Annotated in this window: 23 protein-coding genes; 13 read left to right on the forward strand and 10 right to left on the reverse strand. The window is 52.4% G+C overall.

Annotated features, from left to right (window positions below):
* Positions 1 to 2: 2 nt before the first annotated feature.
* Together AMM48_RS19240 and AMM48_RS19245 are read right to left on the reverse strand one after the other, a co-directional pair.
* Positions 3 to 1,139 (reverse strand): NAD(P)/FAD-dependent oxidoreductase, encoded by a 1,137-nt coding sequence (locus AMM48_RS19240; protein ID WP_102785388.1) that lies wholly within the window; start codon positions 1,137 to 1,139, stop codon positions 3 to 5.
* 57 nt (positions 1,140 to 1,196) lie between these two features.
* A complete protein-coding gene (locus AMM48_RS19245; protein WP_244271314.1) occupies positions 1,197 to 2,225 on the reverse strand; it encodes a hypothetical protein in 1,029 nt (342 codons plus the stop codon).
* A 358-nt stretch (positions 2,226 to 2,583) separates the two neighbouring features.
* Between AMM48_RS19245 and AMM48_RS19250 the strand changes: the two genes are divergently transcribed.
* From AMM48_RS19250 to AMM48_RS19275, 6 genes are all read left to right on the forward strand, one after another.
* Complete coding sequence (locus tag AMM48_RS19250) at positions 2,584 to 3,483, forward strand: division plane positioning ATPase MipZ (RefSeq protein WP_102785389.1); 900 nt, start codon at positions 2,584 to 2,586, stop codon at positions 3,481 to 3,483.
* A gap of 70 nt (positions 3,484 to 3,553) precedes the next feature.
* Positions 3,554 to 4,276, forward strand: a complete 723-nt coding sequence (locus tag AMM48_RS19255; RefSeq protein ID WP_102785390.1) for a hypothetical protein — start codon at positions 3,554 to 3,556, stop codon at positions 4,274 to 4,276.
* The gene (locus AMM48_RS19260; RefSeq protein ID WP_102785391.1) at positions 4,276 to 5,103 is read left to right on the forward strand and encodes a DnaJ domain-containing protein; all 828 of its coding nucleotides are present in this window, start codon (positions 4,276 to 4,278) and stop codon (positions 5,101 to 5,103) included. The genes AMM48_RS19255 and AMM48_RS19260 overlap by 1 nt, the downstream gene beginning before the upstream one ends.
* A gap of 113 nt (positions 5,104 to 5,216) precedes the next feature.
* Positions 5,217 to 6,104, forward strand: coding sequence for a UTP--glucose-1-phosphate uridylyltransferase GalU (galU, locus tag AMM48_RS19265; protein WP_102785392.1), 888 nt, complete (start codon positions 5,217 to 5,219; stop codon positions 6,102 to 6,104).
* A gap of 82 nt (positions 6,105 to 6,186) precedes the next feature.
* Positions 6,187 to 7,503, forward strand: coding sequence for a UDP-glucose/GDP-mannose dehydrogenase family protein (locus AMM48_RS19270; protein ID WP_102785393.1), 1,317 nt, complete (start codon positions 6,187 to 6,189; stop codon positions 7,501 to 7,503).
* Positions 7,504 to 7,510: 7 nt separating this feature from the next.
* The gene (locus AMM48_RS19275) at positions 7,511 to 8,926 is read left to right on the forward strand and encodes a phosphomannomutase/phosphoglucomutase (protein WP_102785394.1); all 1,416 of its coding nucleotides are present in this window, start codon (positions 7,511 to 7,513) and stop codon (positions 8,924 to 8,926) included.
* A 100-nt stretch (positions 8,927 to 9,026) separates the two neighbouring features.
* Here AMM48_RS19275 and AMM48_RS19280 read toward each other — a convergent pair whose 3' ends face one another.
* Positions 9,027 to 10,298: a D-alanyl-D-alanine carboxypeptidase family protein gene (locus tag AMM48_RS19280; RefSeq protein WP_102785395.1), complete on the reverse strand. Its 1,272-nt coding sequence runs from the start codon at positions 10,296 to 10,298 to the stop codon at positions 9,027 to 9,029.
* A 214-nt stretch (positions 10,299 to 10,512) separates the two neighbouring features.
* On the opposite strand from AMM48_RS19280, the gene AMM48_RS19285 reads away from it, so the two are divergent.
* Positions 10,513 to 11,262: a hypothetical protein gene (locus AMM48_RS19285; RefSeq protein ID WP_244271315.1), complete on the forward strand. Its 750-nt coding sequence runs from the start codon at positions 10,513 to 10,515 to the stop codon at positions 11,260 to 11,262.
* Positions 11,263 to 11,488: 226 nt separating this feature from the next.
* Here AMM48_RS19285 and AMM48_RS22220 read toward each other — a convergent pair whose 3' ends face one another.
* Together AMM48_RS22220 and AMM48_RS22225 are read right to left on the reverse strand one after the other, a co-directional pair.
* Positions 11,489 to 11,821 carry a hypothetical protein gene (locus AMM48_RS22220; protein ID WP_158246492.1) on the reverse strand — a complete coding sequence of 111 codons (333 nt, stop codon included), beginning with the start codon at positions 11,819 to 11,821 and terminating at the stop codon, positions 11,489 to 11,491.
* Positions 11,822 to 11,824: 3 nt separating this feature from the next.
* A complete protein-coding gene (locus AMM48_RS22225; RefSeq protein ID WP_158246493.1) occupies positions 11,825 to 12,133 on the reverse strand; it encodes a hypothetical protein in 309 nt (102 codons plus the stop codon).
* Between AMM48_RS22225 and AMM48_RS22230 the strand changes: the two genes are divergently transcribed.
* The 6 genes from AMM48_RS22230 to AMM48_RS19315 all read left to right on the forward strand — a co-directional run bounded on the left by AMM48_RS22230 (position 12,120) and on the right by AMM48_RS19315 (position 19,359).
* Positions 12,120 to 12,944, forward strand: a complete 825-nt coding sequence (locus tag AMM48_RS22230; protein ID WP_158246494.1) for a phasin family protein — start codon at positions 12,120 to 12,122, stop codon at positions 12,942 to 12,944. The genes AMM48_RS22225 and AMM48_RS22230 overlap by 14 nt on opposite strands.
* A gap of 280 nt (positions 12,945 to 13,224) precedes the next feature.
* Positions 13,225 to 13,551: an ATP-dependent Clp protease adapter ClpS gene (gene clpS / locus AMM48_RS19295; protein WP_022730317.1), complete on the forward strand. Its 327-nt coding sequence runs from the start codon at positions 13,225 to 13,227 to the stop codon at positions 13,549 to 13,551.
* Between the two features lie 3 nt (positions 13,552 to 13,554).
* Entirely contained in the window at positions 13,555 to 15,873 is a 2,319-nt protein-coding gene (clpA, locus tag AMM48_RS19300) for an ATP-dependent Clp protease ATP-binding subunit ClpA (protein WP_102785397.1), read from the forward strand.
* Between the two features lie 103 nt (positions 15,874 to 15,976).
* Complete coding sequence (locus tag AMM48_RS19305) at positions 15,977 to 16,516, forward strand: hypothetical protein (RefSeq protein WP_102785398.1); 540 nt, start codon at positions 15,977 to 15,979, stop codon at positions 16,514 to 16,516.
* A 531-nt stretch (positions 16,517 to 17,047) separates the two neighbouring features.
* Positions 17,048 to 17,665 (forward strand): hypothetical protein, encoded by a 618-nt coding sequence (locus AMM48_RS19310; RefSeq protein WP_102785399.1) that lies wholly within the window; start codon positions 17,048 to 17,050, stop codon positions 17,663 to 17,665.
* Between the two features lie 11 nt (positions 17,666 to 17,676).
* Positions 17,677 to 19,359, forward strand: coding sequence for a methyl-accepting chemotaxis protein (locus tag AMM48_RS19315; protein ID WP_102785400.1), 1,683 nt, complete (start codon positions 17,677 to 17,679; stop codon positions 19,357 to 19,359).
* Positions 19,360 to 19,700: 341 nt separating this feature from the next.
* Here AMM48_RS19315 and AMM48_RS19320 read toward each other — a convergent pair whose 3' ends face one another.
* From AMM48_RS19320 to AMM48_RS19340, 5 genes are all read right to left on the reverse strand, one after another.
* Complete coding sequence (locus AMM48_RS19320; RefSeq protein ID WP_102785401.1) at positions 19,701 to 20,276, reverse strand: hypothetical protein; 576 nt, start codon at positions 20,274 to 20,276, stop codon at positions 19,701 to 19,703.
* Between the two features lie 149 nt (positions 20,277 to 20,425).
* Positions 20,426 to 21,589, reverse strand: coding sequence for a peptidoglycan -binding protein (locus AMM48_RS19325; RefSeq protein WP_102785402.1), 1,164 nt, complete (start codon positions 21,587 to 21,589; stop codon positions 20,426 to 20,428).
* A gap of 4 nt (positions 21,590 to 21,593) precedes the next feature.
* A complete protein-coding gene (locus tag AMM48_RS19330; protein WP_022730325.1) occupies positions 21,594 to 22,778 on the reverse strand; it encodes a hypothetical protein in 1,185 nt (394 codons plus the stop codon).
* A gap of 12 nt (positions 22,779 to 22,790) precedes the next feature.
* Positions 22,791 to 23,984 (reverse strand): OmpA family protein, encoded by a 1,194-nt coding sequence (locus tag AMM48_RS19335; RefSeq protein ID WP_244271316.1) that lies wholly within the window; start codon positions 23,982 to 23,984, stop codon positions 22,791 to 22,793.
* 307 nt (positions 23,985 to 24,291) lie between these two features.
* The gene (locus AMM48_RS19340) at positions 24,292 to 25,101 is read right to left on the reverse strand and encodes an inositol monophosphatase family protein (RefSeq protein ID WP_022730327.1); all 810 of its coding nucleotides are present in this window, start codon (positions 25,099 to 25,101) and stop codon (positions 24,292 to 24,294) included.
* Positions 25,102 to 25,117 lie beyond the last annotated feature (16 nt).

Here is a 25,117-nt window from a genome sequence, read left to right on the forward strand (position 1 = left end):
CATCAGGATGCGACACGTATGTCGCTCTGGCGCGTTATGCGGTCACAGACCAATGCGCCAATTGCAAGTGATGCGGTCAATCCCGGCGATTCAATACCATAGAGCATTACAAGACCATTAAGGCCGTGCGATTTTACATCGGCAATCATGAAGTCATGGGCCGCTTCATCCGGGGCCTGAATTTTCGGACGCACGCCAGCGTAACCTGCCTGAAGGGCGTTTTCATCAAGATCAGGATAATATTTACGGATGGCTTCGGCAAAATCGTGGCGCCGTTCTTCCGGTACGTCGTAGTTCGGCGCATCAACCCACGTGACGTCTGGACCAAAGCGCGCCTGTCCTCCCATATCAAGGGTAAGATGAATGCCAAGCCCGGCTTGTTCCGGGGCAGGGTAGATCAAGGTTGAAAATGGCGCCTTGCCCGACAGAGTAAAATAACAGCCGCGCGCGTAATGCTGTGCAGGAACAGTGTTTTTGTTCATGCCGGTAAAATTACGTCCTAGCGTCTGGCTGTGCAATCCGCCTGCAACAATCAGTTCGGCGCAGGTCAGGCTCATTTCTTCGCCATCAGCATCACGGGTATTGACCGTGTAGACATCCTTGTCGTGGTTGACCGAAATCACATCCGTATTTAATGCCAGTGTGGCGCCGTGATTTTCCGCATCCCCCAAAAGGGTCACCATCAACTGATGGGAATCGACAATGCCGGTAGATGGGCTGTGCAGTGCGCCAACGCATTTCAGGGCCGGTTCACGATTAAGGGTTTCGGCCTTGCTCAGCCAGACAAGGTCATTAACCCCGTTTTCTTGCGCCTTCTTTTCAATGCTGCGCAGGGCATCAATCTGATCATCTTTCGTGGCGACGATCAGTTTTCCTGTGCGTTTGTGGTCGATGCCGTTTTCGGCGCAGTAGCGATATAGAAGGTCGCGTCCTTCGACGCACAGCTGTGCTTTCAGGCTTCCTTTCGGATAATAGATCCCGGCGTGAATGACTTCGCTGTTGCGTGCGCTGGTTTCCGTGCCGATGGCGTCATGACGTTCAATGATCAGGACTTCACGGCCTGCACGGGCGAGAGATTGGGCACAGGCCAGCCCAACAACACCGGCGCCAATGATAATGGTTTGGATATCTGTGGTCATAATTGGGTAATTCTTCTTTGGGGCGATACGATATGGGTGGGGCGACCGTAGCCTAACTTAACCCTGGTTTTGCTGGCGGAAATAAACCGCCTGTCCATTGTTGTCTTGACCGTCACCGGTGACCGATGCCGGCCCCTCGCTGGTGTAGTTTCCGCGCGCGAAGCTGCCGTCATTACAATAAACATACCAGCTGCCAAATGGCAGGGTGCCGGTTTGATACGCGCCGCCTTCATGGCGCCAGATGCCCTCGCAATGACGCTGGTCGTCATCAACAATCATCGTACCTTCGCCCGATGGCTGATCAAACTTCAAGGTCCCAACACCCCGTGCACCTTGCCAATTGGTGGTGATTGGAATGCCATCTTCCGGCGGGGTGGTGACCGACCCTTCGGGTTGCGGTGCAGGGGGCGTTGCCGTAGCCACAGGCTTGGCGACATTGTCGGGGATTTGCACTGTGAACCGGTTCATAAAGCCCGCAGCGAATTCCTGAGCATCAATCATGCTTATTGGCGTGGATGCGGTGGCCGAGCCTGTCACAGCCTGCTGCATTACTGGCGTACAGTAAAAGCCAAGAAGACGGCTTCCGCGCTGGCTTTGGGTTTGCGGGTCCCACTGGCCAACAAAGGAAATGCACTGTGATTGATTGCGCGCAAACGGCACCATCGAAATCGGACCAATCCGGGTTTCCTGCGTGAAACTGGCTCCATTAACCTTGCTTCCGGATTTGAGTGAATCAAACATGTCTAAAAGCTGGTTCGGGGCCATTGCCGTACTGAACGTGAAACCGGCAGAAGATGTCGTAAAGACGGTTTCCAGATACAGGTCACTTGCCGATTGTGGTAGTTCTTTTGCCGTGCGCGGAGCAAACCAGCGACCGACGAAGACGGTGCTGTTGTCTCGGTATTGGCGCAGGAAGACGTTTTTGCCGTCCGCTTTTGACGCAAATTCCATCGGGCTCTGGTCTTCGGGAACCTGTTCAAAACCGCCAACTTGCTGTGCGGATGCACATTGCATGTTTGCGATCAGAAGGCTACCCAAAACGCCACCAATCAAAGCCCCCCGATACTGCACTTTGCGTCCTTTCAATATGTTTTTCAGGCGCATCTATATTTTGCGCTACCCTTATCTTTACCTTTGTGTTGTTAAGTTGGCTAGGGTCAAGACTCATTGATGTGATTGCATCGACAGCCGGTATGACCGTGAAATACAAGCAAAAGCACTAACAGCAGAGTATTTCACCGGTTAAGATGGGGATGCAAAGCGTTTCCTCAAGATATCCAGATGATGCGCGCGATGATGTGAATGAGTTTTGTGCTGACGGCCAGTCCAAGGATGTCATGCTGACAGGTTTCTTTTATCCTTGATTTTTGGGGACAAAGTGGCTCTTTGGGAAGACTGGACTTGGGGACAATATCAAGATGCCTGAATAACGGAGCAAACAGCCATGACGGTGCAAGAGACCAGCGCAGGCGGGGACAGCGCAGGCCAGCAGACTGTGACGGATAAGCAGCCGCAGTCCAACCGCGCCCATGTAATTGTTATCGGCAATGAAAAAGGGGGATCGGGCAAATCGACAACGGCGATGCATCTGATCGTTTCCCTGATGAAAATGGGCTTCACGGTCGGATCACTTGATATCGATGCGCGTCAGGGAACACTGACCCGCTATATCGAGAACCGTACAGCGTTCAACGCCAAAAAAGGTTTGAAACTGCCCACGCCCGAACATCGCCCGATTTATCGCAGCGAAGTTTCCGATGGCAACGAGGCCAAACTTGATGAGCGGGACCGGTTTACCAACGCCTTGGGCGAAATGGTCGTCGGATGCAACTTTGTCGTGATGGATTGCCCGGGCAGTGACAATTACCTGTCACGTCTGGCGCATGCCTGTGCCGATACGTTGATTACACCAATCAATGACAGTTTTATCGACCTTGATATGCTCGCACGGATTGATCCGGATACATTGGATATCAAAGGGCCAAGCATCTATGCCGAAATGGTCTGGGATGCCCGTAAACGTCGTGCTGGTATTGACGGTGGGACCATTGACTGGATTGTCATGCGCAACCGTCTTTCACATCTTGATGCGCGCAATAAACGCGATATCGCCGAAATTGTTGAAAAGCTCGCAGGGCGCATTCGGTTCCGTCCGGCACCGGGTTTTGGCGAACGTGTAATTTATCGTGAATTGTTCCTCAAAGGGTTGACCCTTCTAGATCTGCGCGAAAAGGGTGTGGGCATCCCGATGAGCATGTCGCACATGGCCGCACGTCAGGAAGTCCGTTCCTTGCTTGAAGTGATCGGGTTCAAACCGTCTGATGGTGAAGAGTTGCCGATCTGACCGGTTGCAACCTATATCTTTAGGGGCACATCATGGTGTCTGATCAAAAAGCTGAACGGATGAATTTTACTTGGCACGCAAAAACATCGTCGCGGAAACATCCAATAAGCAGGACGTCGCGGACTTTCTGAACAAGGCGCGTGATCTTTCTGTGCAGGCCCCTGCGTCCGGCCCGGCACAAGGGCGGCTGATCTTTGCCATGGATGCAACCGCCAGTCGCCAGCCGAGCTGGGACAGTGCCACGATGCTGCAGGCAGAAATGTTTGACGCCGTATCTGGGCTTGGTGCGCTTGATATCCAGCTTGTTTTCTTTCGCGGACTTTCTGAATGTAAGGCAAGTGGCTGGTGCCGCGACGCGGCAGTATTTGGCAACTACATGACCAAAGTCAGCTGTCGCGCCGGGCATACCCAGATCGAGCGTGTATTGGCTCATGTTGAACGTGAAGCCGCGAACAAGAAGATCGATGCCTTGATATATGTCGGCGACTGTATCGAAGAAAACCCCGATGATCTGGCCCCAATTGCCGGTAAGTTGGCGCTCAAGGGGGTAAAGGCATTCATGTTTCAGGAAGGCTTTGATCGTAAGGCGCAATTTGCGTTTGGGGAAATTGCCCGGATTACCGATGGGGCCTTTATGCAGTTTGATGCCAGTGCCGTCCAAAAACTGCGTGATTTACTTGGTGCGGTGGCAAGTTATGCCGTTGGCGGGCAAGACGGACTTGCGGTTTATCAGGAAAAAACCGGATCAAATGACGTGCTGTTGCTGGGCAATCAATTGCGGAAAAAACCATAATGCAATGGTTGTTGGTCGGTATTGCGCTGTTTGTCGGGGTTGGGTTTTTCATTCGCTGGATGACCGAGGCTGAACCAAAAGAAATTCGCAAAGTTGGCATGATTGTGACCATCACTTTGCTGGTGGTTCTGGCGGGCTGGATGCTGCTGACAGGCAAGCTGGCTGCGATGTTTGCGGCTTTGGCCGCCGCCGTTCCGTTCCTGATTAGGGTGATGAAACTAGGCTTTTTATTGCCACTTTTACGCAAGATATTTGCGTCGTCGCGTCGGACTGCCCGTCCCGGTGGCTTTGGCCAGCAGGGGCGTGGTGCCGGCAGAACGTCAGAAATCAGAACGGATTATCTTTATATGCTGCTTGATCTCGAAACCGGCCAAATGCAAGGCTCCGTGCATAACGGGACCTACGCCGGAGCAGATCTTGACAGCTTGGAGCTTGACGACCTGCGGTTGCTTTATGTTCAATGTTGCGGTGCAACTGATCAAAGCCAAGCTGTTTTGGAAGCCTATTTTGAACGTCGTCCCGATTGCTCGGGGTGGCAAGGTTGGTCCAAAACAGACAATGGTAACAATGGCGCATATACCGGGGGAAGCGGCCACAACGAAAACGAGAGTGGCCAATATGACAACAGGCGTTCGAATGCCGGTGATATGACTGCTGATGAGGCCTGTAAAATCCTTGATGTTGCCAAAGACGCAACCCGCGAGGAGATCAATCGGGCTTATAAAAAACAGATCAAGACGGTCCATCCCGATCATGGTGGGTCAGATTATCTGGCATCGCAGCTCAATGCGGCACGAAGCCTTTTGTTACGGCTATGTAAAGATTAGCGTCAATTATGCTTACGCTTGCTTGATCCCCGTTCTGGAATCGTGGCAAAAGCATACATGCAGACAGTTCTTGATAGGGCTGGCCTGCAGCGGTTGAAAAAGGAAATTTTTGAATGTCGAAACGAATCAAAAAGGCTGTTTTCCCGGTCGCAGGCATGGGCACCCGTTTTTTACCTGCAACCAAGGCAATGCCCAAAGAAATGTTGCCAGTCGTTGACAAGCCGCTGATTCAATACGCCGTCGAAGAGGCAATCGCAGCGGGTATCGAAGAATTCATCTTTGTGACGGGCCGTGGCAAAAGTGCGATCGAAGATCACTTTGACCGGTCTGCCGAACTTGAAGCCATCCTGAAAGAGCGCGGGAAAGAAGACGCGCTGGCCAAGGCACTTGAGATGATCCCGGAAAATGGTCGCGTCACCTATACCCGTCAGGGCAATCCTTTGGGTCTTGGGCACGCTGTATTGTGTGCAAAATCGTTGGTGGGTGATGAGCCATTTGTCGTTCTGCTGGCAGATGACCTTATCCAGTCGAAAACACCGTGCATGAAGCAAATGGTCGAAAGTTACGGCCGCACGGGCGGTAATATGGTTGCCGTCATGGATGTACCGCGCGAAGAAACCGCGCGGTATGGCGTGCTGGAAGTCGAAGGTACGAATGGCCGTCTGGTCAGTGCATGTGGCATGGTTGAGAAACCAAAGCCCGAAGAAGCACCATCAACACTGTCGGCAATCGGGCGTTATATCCTTGATCCGGGTATTTTCGAAGTCCTTGAAAACATTCCGCGCGGGGCTGGTAACGAAATCCAGCTTACCGACGCATTGGCCGCAATGATCGGAAAAGTACCTTTTTATGGATATCGCTTCGAAGGTCAGCGGTTTGATTGCGGGAACAAGATTGGCTTCCTGAAAGCCACAATGTCATTTGCCTTGGCGCGTGAAGACATGCGCGATGACGTTCGTCAGCTTATTCACGATTTTGCTTCAGGCGAAGCAGCCGAATAATCGTTTCATTTCAATTATAACCGGCCGGGATCGTCTGTTGAATTGTTCCGGCCGACAATAACTTTACTAGGGTAAAACATCCATGCGCGTAGCAATGATCGGGACCGGATATGTTGGACTTGTGTCCGGTGCCTGTTTCTCCGAATTCGGTACTGACGTCATCTGTGTCGACAAAGATGTGGAGAAAATCGCCCGTCTTGAAGACGGCATCATGCCGATCTACGAACCTGGTCTGGATGTTCTGGTTGAAAACAACGTCAAAGCAGGGCGTCTGACATTTACCACGGACCTTAAGGTTGGCGTAAAAGATGCCGATGCAGTGTTTATTGCTGTTGGCACCCCGACCCGTCGTGGTGATGGTCATGCTGATCTCAGCTATGTCTATGCCGCAGCCGAAGAAATCGCCGAAGCGATGGATGGCTTTACGGTTATTGTGACCAAATCGACCGTGCCGGTTGGCACGGGCCGCGAAGTAGAACGCATTATCCGTGAAAAACGCCCGGATGCGGAATTTGCTGTGGTGTCAAACCCGGAGTTCCTGCGTGAAGGTTCGGCAATTGGTGATTTTATGCGCCCGGATCGTGTCGTGATCGGTACCAGTGATGAACGGGCCCGCGAAGTCATGTCGGACTTGTATCGTCCGCTGTATCTGATCGAAACACCGATTGTGTTTACGTCACGCGAAACCTCGGAAATGATCAAATATGCCGCCAATACGTTTTTGGCCGCAAAGATCACGTTTATCAACGAAATTGCCGATCTTTGTGAAAAGGTTGGTGCGGACGTCCATGACGTTGCACGCGGTATCGGCCTTGATGGCCGGATTGGCAAAAAGTTCCTGCATCCGGGGCCGGGCTATGGTGGGTCCTGTTTCCCCAAGGATACGCTGGCCCTTGTGCGGACCGCTCAGGAATATGATAGCCCGCTTCGGATCATCGAAACGGTGGTAAATGTGAATACGGCACGTAAAAAGGCGATGGCCAATCGCATTGTTTCTGCATGCGGTGGTTCGGTTGCAGGCAAAACGATCGGCATTCTGGGGTTGGCGTTTAAACCAAACACCGATGACATGCGTGACGCGCCCAGCCTTGATATTGTACCGGCCCTCATTGCGGCCGGGGCGACGGTCAAAGCCTATGATCCAGAGGCCATGGAAGAAGCCAAAAAGCTTCTGGAAGGCGTGAGCTATTGCGAAAATGCTTATGAAACCATCGATGGCGCTGATGCGATGGTTGTTCTGACCGAATGGAACGAGTTCCGTGGCATGGACCTTGACCGTGTCAAAGACGCGCTGAAACACCCGACCGTTGTGGATTTGCGAAACGTTTATGATCCGGCTGAAATGGCCGAAAACGGCTTTAGCTATTCCTGTGTCGGGCGCGCATCAATTGGAGGCTAATACCAATATGACTTTATCTGCTGTATACACGTTTGACAGCTCGGTACTGCGTGAATATGACGTGCGTGGCATTGTCGGGGAAACCCTGCATGCGGCGGATGCCAACGCGCTTGGCAAGGCTTTTGGTACGAAAGTACGTCGGTCAGGCGGCAAGAAAGTCGCTGTCGGACGCGACGGACGGATCAGTTCGCCCGAAATGGCAGCAGCCCTGATCGAAGGGATCCTTTCGACCGGGTGTGACGTTGTACGGATCGCCCGTGGGCCAACGCCAATGCTGTATTTTACAGTATATGACGAAAAAACCGATGCCGGCATCATGGTGACCGGATCGCACAATCCGTCAAACTACAACGGGTTCAAAATGCTCAATGCCGGCAAATCGGTGTTTGGCGAAGCCATTCAGGAACTTGGACAGATTGCCGCAAACGGTGATTTTGAAGTCGGGGCCGGGTCGGTTACCGACATTGATATCGAAGACCGGTATGTAACACGTCTTGTTGCCGAGCTTGATTGCGACGTCGCAAAGCCAATGACCATTGTCTGGGATTGCGGGAATGGTGCGTCTGGCGACGTTGTTCGTAAGTTAACCGCCCAATTGCCCGGCACGCATCATCTTCTATTTGATGAAGTTGACGGCACGTTCCCCAACCATCATCCGGATCCGACGGTTGAGGCTAATCTGGTGGACCTTAAGGCCGCCGTTGCCAAACACAATGCCGACTGGGGTGTTGCATTTGATGGCGATGGTGACCGTATTGGCGTGATTGATGGCAAGGGCAATGTGCTTTGGGGCGATCAGCTGTTGCAGATCTATGCTGCCGACGTCTTAGCACGCCAACCCGGTGCCGCGATCATCGCCGACGTTAAAGCCAGCCAGACCCTGTTCGATGAGGTCAGCCGACTAGGTGGCAAAGCTATCATGTGGAAAACCGGTCATTCCCTTATCAAAACCAAAATGATCGAGGAAAAAGCACCGATTGCCGGTGAAATGAGTGGCCATATCTTCTTTGCCGAACGGTATTACGGTTATGACGATGCGACATACGCGGCTGTGCGCCTGTACCGCATTCTGGTGCAAAGTGGCAAAAGCCTTGCCGTATGGCGGGCTGCAATGCCGGTTGCCGTCAACACACCGGAAACGCGGATTGATTGCCCGGATGATCGCAAGTTTGACCTGATCGAAGAAGTTCGCGGGCGTCTGGCCGAGGCGGGTGCCAAAGTCAGTGGCATTGATGGTGTGCGTGTCAGTACCGATGATGGCTGGTGGTTGCTGCGTGCATCCAACACGCAGCCCGCCATTGTCGCACGCTGCGAAGCTGCTGATGATGCCGGACTTGTGCGTTTGAAGGCGCAAGTCACCGATCAACTGGTGAAAAGCGGATTGTCGTCAGATGATTTCTTTGCACTTGGCGGCGGTCACTAATCGTATCGCTTCTGATACGCGCTAAGTGTGCCCTATTTAAAAAGGCCGTCAGAATGTTCTGACGGCCTTTTTCGTATTTGATCGCGCGAGCTGATCTAACTTATCCCGCGCCTCCGGCATTTACCGGGATACATGCAACCTTTTCACGGCGAAGTGCGGCACAGGCGGCACGCGCCGCTGTTTCACCTTCAAAGCCAAGCAGGCGGGCACGATAGACTACGCCAGTTCCACTGGCTTGTTGTTCAACGGCTGCACGGGTCAGGCGAAGAACATCCGGTGCTGTGCGTGCCGCTGCAAGCACTGCTTCCTGTGCACGCCGCTGGTCGCTGAAGGCGCCAACTTGAATGGCCCAGCCATCTGTGGCTGTTTCGGGCTTAATACGGCTGACAACGGTTTGGGTGTCAACGCGACCCGGCTGTTCTGCTTCACGTTGCGATTCAAGTTTGGCGATCAGCAGCTGCGCATCCGCCGGAAGGATTTTGTCGTCCGGGCTGAAACGTGGGCGCGGTGGCATGATTTCACCGTCTTCCTTCAGTTTCAGGTAAGCCCGATCCAGAAGCTTTTTCATTTGATCATCACGGGTACGTGCAGTGCGCCCGCCAAAGACAGCCGCAATCAGACGTTTTCCGTTGCGGTTGACCGAGGCAACCAGGTTAAAGCCCGACGCATTGATATAGCCGGTCTTGATCCCGTCGGTGCCATAATATGACGCCAGAAGATTGTTGTGGTTACCATAAGTGCGATTGCCAAAGCGGAATTTCTGGGTCGAGAAATAGTGATAGTAATCACCGTAATTTTTGCGAAGGGCGACGGCCATCTTGATCATATCGCGTGCTGTGGTCATCTGGCCGCGGTTGGGGAGGCCAGATGCATTGCGAAACGTCGTACGCGTCATGCCAATGCGACGCGCTTCCGACGTCATCATCTGCGCAAATTTGATTTCCGTACCACCAAGGTGTTCGGCGACAACCACGGCAATGTCATTTGCCGATTTGGTCACAAGGGCCAGAATCGCGTCTTTGACCGAAATGCTTTCACCTGGCTTAAGACCAAGCTTGGACGGCGCCTGTCCCCATGCACGCTTGGATACTTTCATCGGTGTCGAAAGCGATACCTTGCCGTGGTCGAGTGCATCAAACAGCATATAAAGCGTCATGATCTTGGTCAGCGACGCTGGATACACTTTGTGATCGGCGCGGTATTCATGAAGAACTTCGCCAGTGTCACCATCAATGACCATTGCCGTATACGTTCGGGCAACGGCACTTGCAGGTGCAAGAACAGTCGCACACAAAAGCACCGTCAGGCACATAAGTGCGACGGCAAAGCTACGCATGCGGTCACTGCTGCGCGACGGAGTTGATTTGGCCATTGTTGTTGGCCCTGACAGGGTCATAAAACGCATTGTATCGGGCTCGGCTTTCGGTAATCCCCAAGATCTAAATACGAACAGTCTCGCACCGTAGGCTTAAACAAACGTTTAACGAGTCAGGATTGCGTGACATTCCATATGTGGCCTTGCATTGGCCTTATTTTCACATCAGTCTCAAGTTATATCCGCAGAACGGGAAAAAATCGAGGATCGAATGCGTAAAATAATTCTCCCATTTGTCAGTAAGATAGCTTTTAGCCCCGCAGTTTTCAGCCGTATCGCCGGTGTGACCTTGGCCACATCCTTGATGGCTGGCTGTGCTTTTACACAAGGGAGCGATATCTCAAACCCTCTGACACGCAAGGCATCCTGGTTCTCATACCTTAATGCCGATGATCTGCGCGTTGCATGTTCTGCCGGTGAGGCAGAAGGCCGCATCAGGCTTGTTTACAACGCCGATTATTATAAAGAAGTCCGCAGCTTTGAAATCCAGCCGCAAGTTGGTTTTGATCAATTTAACATGGTGTCGCGCGTGTTTGGTCCGGCAGAAGTTAGTCAGATCAACGTGGATGTGAATGCTCCGCTTGGTGCGTTTGGCGGCGATGAAGCGACAGACAGACTGGATCGGGAGTCGTATGTGCGGTTAACCGATGCGCTTCAGTCAGATGGTTTTGGCTATCAGGAGCGCGATGGGTTGCGGCTTCATTCCGATGATTACTATTGGGTTGCAATCGGGTGTTCGTCCAAGCAGATCACATTGGCGGCTTGGACATCGGCAAAAGATAACCTGAATGCGCTGCGGTTCCCCACGGTCCTCGCCAACCTTTCAGGTATTGAGCGCGCGTTGCCACAGCCACCAGCGGCGGACGCACCCAAATTGCCTGACCCGTTTTACAGCAAGAATGACCGAGATGCCGACTCCCGGAATTTTTATCGCACTGTGCGAGGCAACACGTTGCGATGAACAAAGTTTGACGTCAAAATTCCGCAGATTTTGATCAAGTCCTGATGTCGGGACACAATATTTTTAAAGGCGCGTCATGTTTTGGCGCGCCTTTTGTTGTTGCATCAGGCTCGGGGTACGGCGCTAAGGGTTTGCAAACAGAAACTGTTTTACAAAACTTCGCGGTACTTGGCGTTTCAAGGTGACTTGGTTAGGACCGTTTTCACAAAGACCTTTCGTGCAACTGTCACCAAACTGTTCTTGACGTTGGAGGGTTGTTCCATCTAGGGTTATGTTGCAACGCAACATAACATTGGGCCGTAAAGCCCAATAAGCAGGAGGTTGGTGCAATGGCTGTTTCCAAACCGAAGGCTTCTGGAAAACCACAGAAAACATCTGTCGCCGCGAAAAAAAATGCGTCGACGCCAAGTACGCAGACGTCCGGGAATAAGGACGATGTTGTGACCAAACGTGTGGTCATGACCTCGTCCGAGATCGAAGCGGCTGCAAAGAAACCCGATGACATCTCGTCGGTGGAGAAAAATTCTGCAAAACCCGCTGCTTCGCCGCCAAAGGACAAGGCTCACTCTGCGGAGGATGTGAAGCCGATTAGTTCTGCGCCATCTTCTGAGAAAGCAGACCAAATGCCGGTTGCGAATACGCCTGACTCTGCGTCGGTGGTAAAGGTTGATGCAGACACCGGTGCTGAGGTTAAAGCCAGCCCCGCTGAGGCATCGACGACCGCTACCCGGGCCAAGGCACCTGCAACATCATCTCCCGCTTCAAAGCAGAGCAAGCCAGTTAAATCTGCGCCAAAACCGGCCGCGAAGTCTGGTGCGGCACGAAGTGCTGCGACTAAAAAGCCGGTGTCAAAAAAAATGGCTGCATCCAAACCGTCCCCCAAAGCAGAAAAGGTCAGTACCGTGACTCAGACAACCAAATCTGCGGCGGCGGCCAAGTCGGCCGATGCCAAGGTAACCGCGCCCAAGAAAACGGCTGCGCCCGCGAAGGCCCAAGCCTCCTCATCTAAAGCGTCAACGACACAGAAAACGGTAGCACCAAGCTCACCACCAAAGTTAGTGACCCAAAAAGAATCGCAGGCACCTAAAACGGCATCCTCGCCCAAGCCCGCGGCAAAAGAGGCCCCCGAAGGTGCACCAAGCGATGTTTTTGGCATGGGTGCGATGTTTATGGATACCAATGCGATGGAAAAGTTTTTCGATATGTGGAAAACCCCTGAAGTCGATGCGATTCTCACGGCCAGCAATGACGCCTTTGAAGACAGTCTTTCGGCGGCAAATGAGGCCTTTTCAAGAATGTTTGAAACAATGACCGGTCAGTCTGATGTTTTTTCCGGTGCCGGGTCACGGGTTGTTGCCCAGTACGAAGAGCTGGTCGAAACGCAGCAGAAGAAACTTGAAGAAATATGGCACGCATCAGCCGCACTGATGGAAAAAAGTGGTGGTGTTGGGACTGAGCTGGTTTCCTGGGCTCAGCGCGAGATGGATGCATCGCAGGCTGATATTGAGGCACTTTCAAAAGCTGAAAGTCTGTCAGATATTCAAGAGGTCAATTCGCGTATTCTCAACCGTTGCGTTGAAAGTGGTTTGGCCGAGGGTGAGAAAGTTCAGGAAATGATGTTTTCAGCATTTTCGGATAGCTTTTCGGCAATGAACAAGGCTGCAAATGCTGGCATGAAATAATCTAGATCTTTCTATTCGCCGGAAAAGGCGGGCATGGCAGTTGGCTGTGCCCGCCTTTTTATTTGCCAAGAATAAGATCTTTTGGCCGTTTTGCGCCGTATTATCCAATATAAAATAAGGAAGTTTGTTCCTTGATCTTGCAGCGGAACATTCACGGCTTACATGAATTCTGGATAGACAATAAATTAGTCGCCACAAAATGTGCTGCGGCCTTTGAAAGAGACAGGCAATGACCTATCATGGAGTTCATGCAGGAAATAAGGGTTCCGGTAATTAGACGATGACTGAACAGGATAATGACGGCACTGATCTGCCGAATACAGGGATCGTTACCAAAACGCGGCCTAAAACGAAAAAGCCGTCGTTGTACAAGGTACTGTTGTTAAACGACGATTATACTCCGATGGAGTTTGTTGTTCACGTGCTGGAACGGTTTTTCGAGAAGGGTCGGGAAGAAGCTACCGCAATCATGCTTCAGGTCCACCAAAAGGGTGTCGGGGTCTGTGGTGTTTTCACCTACGAAATTGCGGAAACCAAGGTCAATCAGGTCATGGATCTGGCGCGTCAGAACCAGCATCCATTGCAGTGCACCTTAGAGAAGGAGTGACGTATGCTATCGCGCAATCTTGAGGAAAGCCTGCATCGTGCGCTCGCCTATGCGTCTGAGCGTCGGCACGAGTATGCAACGCTCGAACATCTTCTTCTGTCCTTGACCGAGGACCAGGATGCACTTGCCGTTTTAAAAGCCTGCCGGGTTGATGTTGATCGCCTGCGCGCCGACCTTTTGGAGTTCGCCGACAGTGAACTTTCCGGTCTGATCAGTGCGCGTCTTGTCGATCCGAAACCCACAGCCGGGTTCCAGCGTGTTATTCAGCGTGCGGCCATTCATGTTCAATCTTCGGGGCGCGAAGAAGTCACCGGCGCAAATGTACTTGTTGCGCTGTTTTCCGAACGTGAATCGCATGCTGTTTACTACCTGCAGCTTCAGGATATGACGCGGCTTGATGCGGTCAATTACATTTCTCACGGCATCGCCAAGGCGTCTGAGCTCAATGAGCGTCGCATCCCGCGTGGTGCTGACGAAGAGGCCGTATCCGGCCTGTCGCCAGAAGGCGATGAAACCGGACCAGCCGAGGGCGAAGCGCTCAAGGCCTATTGCGTGAACTTGAATGTCAAAGCGCAAAACGGGAAAATTGATCCGCTGATCGGTCGCCAAAGCGAGATCGAGCGTACCATTCAGGTGCTGTGCCGTCGGACGAAAAACAATCCGCTTTATGTCGGGGATCCCGGCGTTGGCAAAACCGCCATCGCAGAGGGATTGGCGCGCCGGATCAATGATGGTGACGTGCCCGAAGTTCTGGCCGATGCGACGATTTTCTCTCTTGATATGGGCGCGCTTCTCGCCGGAACGCGTTATCGCGGTGACTTTGAAGAGCGCCTTAAGGCCGTTGTCAAAGAGCTCGAAGATTACGACGGTGCCGTGCTGTTTATTGATGAAATTCACACCGTGATCGGTGCTGGTGCAACGTCAGGTGGGGCGATGGATGCGTCTAACCTGCTTAAGCCTGCATTGGCAAGCGGGACGCTGCGCTGCATCGGATCAACAACCTACAAGGAATTCCGGGGGCATTTTGAAAAAGACCGTGCCCTAGTGCGTCGGTTCCAGAAAATTGACGTCGAAGAACCCTCCGAAGCAGATACCGTCAAAATCCTTAAGGGCCTTAAGCCCTATTACGAGGAGCATCACAAGGTCAAATACACCAACGAAGCCATTCGCTCTGCGGTGGAGCTGGCATCGCGCTATATCAATGATCGTAAGCGTCCCGACAGTGCGATTGATGTGATTGACGAAGTAGGTGCGTCTCGGATGTTGGTGGCGCCGAGTAAGCGGAAAAAAACCGTGAGCAAGCGCGATGTCGAAGAAATCGTCGCCAAGATCGCCCGCATCCCGCCAAAATCGGTTTCAACCGACGATCGCATGGCTCTTGCCAATCTTGAGCGTGACTTGAAAACGGTTGTGTTCGGTCAGGATCGTGCGATTGAGTCTGTTGCCAGTGCGATCAAGCTGGCCCGTGCCGGTCTGCGTGAACCTGAAAAGCCGATTGGCAGTTACCTGTTCTCTGGTCCAACCGGTGTTGGTAAGACTGAAGTCACCAAGCAGCTTGCCAATGTCATGGGGATTGAGTTCATTCGCTTTGATATGTCGGAATATATGGAGCGCCACAGCGTATCGCGTCTGATTGGGGCGCCTCCGGGGTATGTTGGCTTCGATCAGGGTGGTTTATTGACCGATTCAGTTGATCAACATCCGCATGCGGTTGTGCTTCTTGATGAAATCGAAAAAGCCCATCCTGATTTGTTCAATATCCTGTTGCAGGTGATGGACCACGGGAAGCTAACCGATAATAACGGCAAAACCGTTGATTTCCGTAATGTCGTGTTGGTCATGACAACCAATGCTGGCGCATCCGATATGGCCAAGCCACCGATCGGGTTTAAGCGTGAAATGCGTATTGGTGAGGATGAAGAGGCAATCAAGCGCACCTTCAGCCCGGAATTCCGCAACCGTCTTGATGCGGTCATTCCATTCGCCAATCTGAAAGCCGATGTCGTCAAAATGGTGGTCGATAAATTCATTCTGCAGCTTGAAGTTCAGCTTGAAGACCGGAATGTTTCCATCGAACTTACCGAAGCCGCCCGTACATGGCTGGCAGAACGCGGCTATGACATTGCTTTTGGTGCGCGCCCACTTGGTCGGGTCATTCAGGAGCACGTCAAGAAACCGCTGGCGGAGGAGCTTCTGTTTGGCAAGCTTTCAAAAGGCGGGGCTGTGTTGGTTGATATTGAAGATGATGCTGTTGTCTTTAAGTATCCGGATGGTGCGCCGGGCGGTAAGCTTCAGGAAAAAGACCCTGAATTGGCTGATTGATAAGCTGAATAAGTCTTTTTGTGCTTGTTGTTAATGAATGACGGGTTACGTTGGTGTCCGGGATACGAGCCCGGGCACCAATTTATAAAGACGCCAAAATAAAATGAATCAATCTAGCCAAAGAAAATATCGCGAGCAGGTCGAAGAGTTTCTGTCACGGCTTGAGCATCGTGCACGCATACTGGTTGCGTTGGCCGAAGAGCTTGAGCGTCAAGCTAGTAAATCTGATGTTACGGGGTATCGCCCGTTTCGCGAAGAGATTGATAATTTCAAGGCCTTGTCGTTGGTTATCTCGGAGCGTTTTGCCAAGCTTGAAAAGCATCCAAAAAAAGAAGAGCTGGAAGAGCAGTTTCATAAGCTTCAGGTCGTGATGCTGCGCATTGTGATTAAGACCAGTCTGAAATTCTTCTTTGTTATGAGTGCAAAGACAGTGTTGCCTCTCGGGGCGCGCGAAATGTTTCAAAGCGAACTTCGAACGCTTTATGAGGCAGAGCGCATGATTTCTGATCCGCGTTACATCAGTCAGCTTGATGAGTCAGCGCGCGATGACTTGGAAATGGCCAAGGAAATTCTCGAAGAAATCATTGAGCACGCGCCAGCTTTGCTCAATTTCGGCGATAGAAAGAAAAAGCGGAAGAAGTAGCGGGAAAATTGTCCTCTGGTGATATCAGTTTTCACAGGCATGACGTTGCAAAATGCAAATAATGATATTTGCATTTTGCAAATATCCGATTTGCAAAATGGGAAAATATTGTTTGATCTGCATGATGAGGGGCCGGGGTGCCGTCTCTAAATCGCTTAAATAGGCGATTTTCTGTGCTGGGTGAAAGTTGGCACGCGTCATGCTTAGGTTATGGCGGACAGTTGTTCTTTGCAGGGGCGCGTTTCGCGCCTGGAACAACGTAATCTTCTGCAGTTTGCTCGTGTCCCAACCAAACTCAGCGGCGGTTTAATCCGCCGCTTTTTTCTTGCCTAATCTTAATGCACACTAATTTTTTGTTATTTTGTGATGATCCAAACAACAACCAAGACATGTGTAATGCTGTCTTTTACGTTTTCTCTGTTCTGCCTTTTCGCAAAAAAGTTGTATGAAAATCATTTCTTTAGTATAAATACCTATACTTTGAGTTAGTGTCTTTCATGCGATGGCGATTTTGGTGTAGGAGTGGGGTCGATGCAGTTTCTAAAAAATGTGTTTTGCTCGGGAATTATTGCCGCAGGGTTCCTGTGTTTGCCGCAAGTTTCCTTTGCCAAATCGGAACTCCCCGGCGATCCATCGGAACTTATTACGGACAAGTTTATTCAGGACGCGCGTGAATGGCTTGCCAACCCGGTTGTCTCTTTATCGATCAACTCTCAGAACCGCCTACGAAAAGATTTGACGCAGGAAAAGATCGATGCTGCCGACAAGCAATGGCGTGAAGAGCGTGAAGCCGAAGATCAGCCTCTCGTCGCTGCAATCGTCACCAATCCGCTCTCGGGCTATCTGACACAGGTCCAGGCAAGGTCGGGCGGCTTGCTTGCTGAAATTTTTGTCATGGATGCTGTCGGTCTGAATGTAGGGCAGAGCTCCATCACCTCAGATTTTTGGCAGGGTGACGAAGCGAAGTTCCAGAACACATTCCCGAATGGACCTGACGCCGTCTTTATTGATGAAGCGGAATATAACGAAGACTCTGACACGTGGCGTTCACAGCTCAGCATGACCATGAGCAACGAAGAGCGTCAACCAATCGGGGCTGTGACCATTGAAGTCAATTTGAACGAACTTGCACGTCGCAGTGGCCAGTAGGGAGAAGTGTGATGAATTTTTTCAAGAACCTTTCCATTCCAGCAAAACTGACAACCTGTTTTGCCGTGATGATTGCAGTTATTCTAATGGTTGCTGCTGCGGGCATATTTGCGACCATGAAGGTCCAGGGCGCAAACGAACAGCGTGATTACTTGTCTGAGTTCGAACGCGATTATCGCGGCCTTGATCTTTCATATCTTCAAGCGCGTCAGGAGCTTATTTACTTTCTGACCACTGGTGACCGTGAAGGTTTGAAAGGCTACGAGGAATCGCTTCAGGAAATCGATATCCGAACAGATGTTCTCAAAGGATATGGAACCATAAACCCTGAAATCAGCAACTTGATAGAGCAGATGGATGGCGCAATTGATCGGTGGGAAGAAATCGCCGCCGAGCAGGCCAAGCTGATGCGCCATTATTTAACCGTCAACCATGCGCGCGCAATTGAAGCATCCGGTGAGCCCCGTGCTTTGGCAGATGAGGTCAGCATGCTTGCTGATGAGTTGGCAAAGAACATTGATCAACTTGTCCTCGACGTTGAAGCACAGGTCGCACAGGCGATGAATATTTTCCAGATCACATTGGGCGTCGGGGTCATTTTGTTGATTGCGATGGCCGGTCTGTTTGGCGGGACATTGTCACGCATGATTGCAACGCCAATCCGTAAAATGACAGACGCCATGGGCAGTTTGGCATCCGGTAATCTTGATATCGAAATTCTGGATATGAAACGGGCCGACGAAGTCGGGGCGATGGCCAAATCTCTCGAAGTCTTCCGTGAAAATGCCCGCGAACGGGCGCGTATGGCCGAGCAGGAAAAAGTCGAAGCCGAACGTCAAATTGAACGCAGCAAGCGTATGGGCGTTTTGGCTGCTGGCTTTGACGAGAAAATCCAAGACGTCCTGACGTCCGTGAATAAAGCACTGGATGAAGTACGCTCTGCGTCCGAAACCTTGTCGTCCCATGCTGTGCGGGCCAATCATGATGCGCAGAATGTGTCGGAACAGGCTGAGGAATCCTCAACCAATCTCGAAACAGTTGCATCTGCGACGGCACAGCTGTCGGCCTCCATCTCCGAAATTTCGGCGCAAATTGCGCGTGTTACTGAAATCACGCAGATGGCCGTTGATGAAACCGAACGCACCAACGAACGCGTCGCGAAGCTCAACGATGCCGCACAAAGTGTGGGTGAGGTGGTTAACCTGATTAGCGATATTGCTGACCAAACCAACCTGCTGGCACTGAATGCGACCATTGAATCTGCCCGTGCCGGTGAGGCTGGCAAAGGATTTGCTGTTGTTGCCGGTGAGGTGAAAAACCTCGCATCACAAACCGTTAAGGCCACAGAGCAAATCACGGCAAAAATTTCGGAAATGCAAAGTGAAACCGGTGCTGCGTCCGAAGCCGTGCGTGGATTTGCTGATACCATTCACAAAATCGATGAACTGATGTCGGTGGTTGCCAGCGCCGTCGAAGAACAAGGTGCTGCAACAGAGGAAATCTCACGCAGCGTCGAGGGGGCCGCCAATGGCAATAACGCAATTACTGATGCCGTTAAGAACGTTGCAGATGCCACAACGGAAAGCGGGGACCTATCCAACGGTCAGCTTGACAGTGTCGGTCGTTTGGCAGCTGCCAATGACGAGTTGCGAAGCCATGTGACCGGTTTCCTCGACGACGTTCGAACCGTTTAACGATTCATCTGTTTAATGCAATGACGGCCAGAAAAGCTTGATGAATAGACTGCTGGTCAAGGCTCCTTACAACCCCCGTCATATTTTGGCGGGGGTTGTTTTTCCCCTTCTACTAGGTGTTAAGTACGGTTGAAGTGGAGGTTTTCGCACACATTCTACTTTTAATCTTGCCTCTATCCAGAACCACGACTTATGGTCGTGTGGTGGCCCAATCCATAATACGAGTCTCTTCGAGAACAAAAAAACAGTCCCCGGAAATGAGGACTGTTTTTCTGATCATTGATTTGATCGATACGCAGGCACTGTCATAGCAACAGGGAACGGTGCTGACGAAGGGCCCGTTAAAGCATGTCGCGTTTGGTGTGTGAATTTGCCACTTCGTGGGTGCCGACCAGTTCGGCCTGATGCCGGGTAAGGATATCCTTGGCCCGATTTTCCGTTGGTTCATCAGGTGTTTTGGCCCAAAGCAACAACCCGCCCTGATCAAGGGCATCTTGTAATTCAGTGGAATATCGTTTCCCGATGATTGCGGCAATGACACCGCCTGCAGCGGCACCAACACCACCGGCACCGATGATGGCTGAAATGGTCAGAGCAATCGGTCCGCCTGCTGCAATCACAGCCCCTGCGGCACCAAATGCTGCGGCATACATTGGGGCACCAACAAGGGCACCTTCGGCATTGCCGATCGGGGTCGGTGTCGTATAGGCTAGCGGCGGCATGTTAGGGTCGTTGTCGATGTCTTCGGCCTTACGGTAAATGTGGCCGAGCTTGTCTTCGATGGTGTGTTCGGTTGTCAGCAGGCTGAGGTCTGTTTGCGCGAAGCCCGCAGAACCAAGGTCTTCTGCTGCATGTTGCAGAGCAGAGAGATCGTGAAAAACACCAACGGTTTCCCGACGGGGATTGAGAATGGTCATCGTGGCCTCCTTTATTCTGAAAGGCTCCTTTGTGACCAACGTGCCGATGTGTCGATTGGTTCCAAGATTTTTCTACGACGTAAAACGGCCTAAAAACGAAAACGGCACCCACGATGGGGTGCCGTTGATGGACTGTTTCGCACGATGACTTATCGTTCGGTGATCTTGAACTCGATACGCCGGTTGCGGCGATAGGCGATTTCGTCATCCCGGTTATCGAGGGGTTGGTACTCCCCGAACCCGGCTGCGACCAAACGGTTGGGTGGAACACCCTGGTCGATCAGAAACTTAACCACCGAAATCGCACGTGCTGCTGACAGTTCCCAGTTTGATGCGAATTGCAGGTTGCGGATTGGCACTTTGTCGGTGTGGCCATCGACCCGCATCACCCAGTCGATATCATCAGGAATGTCAGCGGAGATGGTTTTGAGCGTCTCGCCAAGTTTCGCCAGCTGTTCCTGGCCACCTTCGCCAAGATCAGCTGAGCCAGAACCAAACAGGACCTCGGACTGGAAAACAAACCGGTCTCCGACAACCCGGATATCCTGACGATCGCCCAGAACTTCGCGCAGCCGGCCAAAGAATTCCGAACGATAGCGCTGCAATTCGGCGACCTTGGTCGCAAGTGCTGCGTTCAGGCGCTGCCCAAGGTTTACAATCTGGGCTTCCTTATCGGCGTTTTCGATTTCGGCAGCCTCAAGGGCGGCTTCGATTTTTTGCAGTTGCTGACGCAGGGCAAGCATCTGCTGATTAAGGGCTGCGACCTGTGCCTTGGCCTCGGTGCTGAGTTTCTTTTCCGTCTCAAGGGCGGCGGCACGCGATGCCAGAAGGGCGGAAAGTTCGGCGATCCGGGCGTCCTGATCTTCGATTTTTTCGTTCTTGCTTTCGCGGATCTCGTTCAGTTCGGCATCCTTGTCTTCAATCGATGCCAGCGCTGCGAGCAGTTTCTTTTCAATGTCGTCAGCCGAAAGCTGGGCATCGGCAAGTTGGCTGGCAAGGGCAGCTGCACGTGATTTCAGGTCGTCGCGCTGGTCACTGGTGTTGGAAAGCTCGGTCGTAAGCTGGGTCAGTTCCAGTTCCATGCGCTGATTGTTGCCACGCTCAAGCGACAGAAGGTTGGTAAGCTCGTTGACCTGTGCGGTAAGGTCACTGAGCGCTTCATCACGGCCTGATAGAGCCGCGCCAAGGTACACCTGCGCAATAACAAAGATCATCAGAAGGAAGATGATCACCATCAGAAGCGTTGCCAGCGCATCAACAAAGCCCGGCCAAGTGTTTACATCGCGATTACGACGGCGCGAAAGCCCGATCATGCGATCAGCCCTCCTCGGCGATGGCGGCGATGGTCCGGGCCAGAAGTTTGATTTCGCTTCTGATTTCCTGTGTCGATTGCTGACGGCCCATGGTCAGTTCTTCGCCAATACGGCCAAGCTGGCTATCAAGGGACCGGATGTGGGCGCGGGTATTATCATCAATGCCAAAGCTACCCATTTTCATCGAATCCGCAAGTTGATCGAGAACGGGTTTGAGGTGCATCTGGTTCTCCGCCAGTTTGACCATCAATTGCTGTTCGGCTTTCATCTGATCGGTGAGCGTTGACAGCTTGTCGGCCAGATCAATCAGGGTGTTATGGCTTTTGATCTGTGAACTTTCCGACCGCTGGATCGAGTTTTGCAACCCTTCCATATTGTCGGCCATCTGTTCAATCAGGGCCGAAAGATACGCAGGAACAGACTGTTCACCATCACCAACAGCACTTCCCGATCCAAGACGGGTAAAGCTTGAAAGCCATTCTTCAAGATCGTTGAAGAAACGGTTTTGCGCCTGACCGGCCTGCATGTCCAAAAGACCAAGGGCAAGCGATCCGGCAAGGCCAAACAGGGAAGATGAAAACGCTGTGCCCATGCCACCAAGTGGCTCAGCAAGACCATTTTTAAGTTCGGAGAACCAAAGATCCATGTTGGACCCGCCGCCGACATTGACGTCACTGATGACGCCGGCAACCGAATTCACCGTTTGCAGAAGGCCCCAGAAGGTGCCGAGCAGGCCAAGGAAAACAAGCAAGCCGACGATATAACGCGACAGTTCACGGCTTTCATCCAGACGCGAACGGATGGAATCAAGGATTGTTCGGGTCGACATGGTAGAGAGTTGCGGGCGATCACGGCGTTGTTCGGTCATCATGCTGGCCATCGGGGCGAGCAGTTTGGGCGGAACTTGCGATGTCAGGCCAGGGCGGTTGCGGCGGAAATCTTCGATCCAGGTGACTTCCGGGGCCAGACTTGCGGCCATGCGGAATGTATAGATAACACCCACGAAAAAGACGCCGATAATTAGGCCGTTCAGAACAATATTGGCCATAAAGGCATCAGACAGGGCCGGGTAAAGCAGGGCGCCAACCCCGACAATAATGGCCACAAAAACGGCCATACGTGTCAGATAACTTCCGGGTTTGGTAATGGGCGTAACTGTGCCGGTACCATTGGCCGAATGATTGCTCATAGCGGATTAATCCTAGCGTTGAACTGTTTTGATATCGACGCGGTCTGCCGGGCCGGACGGAACATTCGCACCCAAGGCGCGAACGTCAATGCGTGTGGAACGCACACCCTTGTCGATAAGATAGGAACGAACCTGAAGCGCACGCGAAAGCGACAGTCGGCGCGCCTTAGAGGCATTTGCACTGTCGCCTTCAGCGTATGCCTGCAGCTGAATGCGCAGGCTGTCGTCGTTGCTCATGGCGGCAATGACCTGATTAAGCTCGCTTTGGGCGGCACTGGTCAGTTCAAAGCTGTCACTGGCAAAGCCAAGGCTGTATTCGCCCGCACCGGTTGAGGTGCTCGCGGCAGGTGCTTTGGAGGCTGGTGGAAGCGATGCTTCCTCAGCCGCCGGTGCGGCAGCGGGTGCAGGTTTTGGTTCAGGCTTGGGTGCTGCCGGTGCGACTTCTGCCATTTGGGCTGGCTGAGACGTCGTATCGGGCGCAGATGTCGGTGCAACCGGAATTTCTGATCCACTGCCAATTGGCTCAACCACCGGTGCTGCGGGGGCTTCGGATGCCTTGCTTTCGGCACTCGGAAGCGGCGGCGCCTTTGGCGGTTCAACCATGGTGGTTTCTGTCGCCGGAGCGGCCGGTGCGCTTGCTGTCTCGGTCATGGTTGAAGCCGCCGGAGCAGGCGCAGGTTTGGTCAGTGGCGTTGGCGCAGTGCCAGAAGATGAGGAGGATGAAGAGGGTGCTGCTGCGACTGTTGTCGGCGCTGCGGGTTTGGTTCGCGGGGCTGTGGTTGCCTCGGGCTGGCGCAAGGCGATTGTCTGGTTCGCACCGTCATCCATTGAGGGTGACATGGGGGTATCAGACACACCGGGCACACCATAGAACTGTGACTGACTTGGGACGGCATTACCGCCAGCACCGTCAATCACAACAGTTTCAAAACCACCGTCATATGAATCATTCCCTGTGGATAAGAACTGGTCATTGGCAAGGAAAGCCGACTGAGGGCGTGTTTCGGGATAGATCAAATCACCGCCCGGCATGACAATATGCTCACGCGATACACTGGGGGACAAATATTGCGGAACGGTTGTCTGTCCGCCATATCCGTCGGCAACGTCCCAATTGACCTGTACGTTGCTGTCTACAGAAACGGGGGAGTATTGTTGTGCGGAAGCATTGCCGCCGAAGAACGCGCTGGTTCCGAGTGCAGTCATTAATGCCAGCACCGAAATCTTGGAATACCCCATCAAATCGCAGGCCCCTTAATACCCTGTGTTTGAAACCGTCTTGTATAACGTTTTTCTATTTCACACAGTTTTGTGTCGATCGTTAGGCACCCGATAATTCTTATCGAATACCCCCCCTGTTGTCTGGTTGCCTCGCATTGGGCGACGGCGTGCAGTACCATGCACCATAGCTTAGAGCCAGGTAATGGACAACCGCTTTGACGGCAAAAGAAAAAGGGCCCCTTCGACAAAATGCGAAGGGGCCCTTTCAAAAAACGGTAATAAAAGCCGACAGTTAGTCGGTAACTGCTTTTTTTAGCGCCTTGGCCAGAACCGGCTGGATATAGTCGTTAGCAGCGACGACACTGCCCGTACCCAGCATGTTGGTGCCACCTTTGGCATCGCGGACATAGCCACCGGCTTCTGAAATCAGAATAAGACCAGCCGCGATATCCCACGCATTGATGTGCGATTCCCAATAACCGTCATAACGGCCAGCTGCGACATATGCCATATCAAGCGATGCGGCACCCATGCGGCGCACGCCAGCGCAACGGTCCATGACCGTGTGCAGCTGTTTTTCGAAAACGGCATGGTCGCCGTGGCCAATATGGGGAACACCACACGCCAAAACGCATTCATTCAGCCGACGACGGCCCGAAACACGCAGGCGACGGTTATCAAGAAACGCACCAACGCCTTTTTCCGCCCAGAAGAATTCATCCTTGGCGACGTCATAAATGATGCCGGCAATGATTTCATCGCCCTTCTGAAGGGCAACAGAAATGGCAAAATGCGGAATGCCATGCAGGAAGTTGGTGGTCCCATCAAGCGGATCAATGATCCAGCGATGTTCAGGGTCGGATCCCTTGATTTCACCGCCTTCTTCAAGCAGGAAGCCGTATCCGGGGCGGGAGCGTTCAAGCTCTTCGCGCAGGCGTTTTTCGGCACGAAGATCAGCCGAAGATACGAAATCTGCCGGGCCTTTCATCGAAACCTGAAGGTTCTCGACTTCACCGAAGTCGCGTTTTAGTCCATAGGCAGCCTTTTCGACGGCCTTGAACATGACGTTGATATTTGCTGAACGACGGGCGGCGCCTCGCACGGCATATCTCCCGGAA

The organism is Thalassospira sp. GB04J01 (assembly GCF_000751115.1).
Lineage (GTDB): Bacteria > Pseudomonadota > Alphaproteobacteria > Rhodospirillales > Thalassospiraceae > Thalassospira > Thalassospira lucentensis.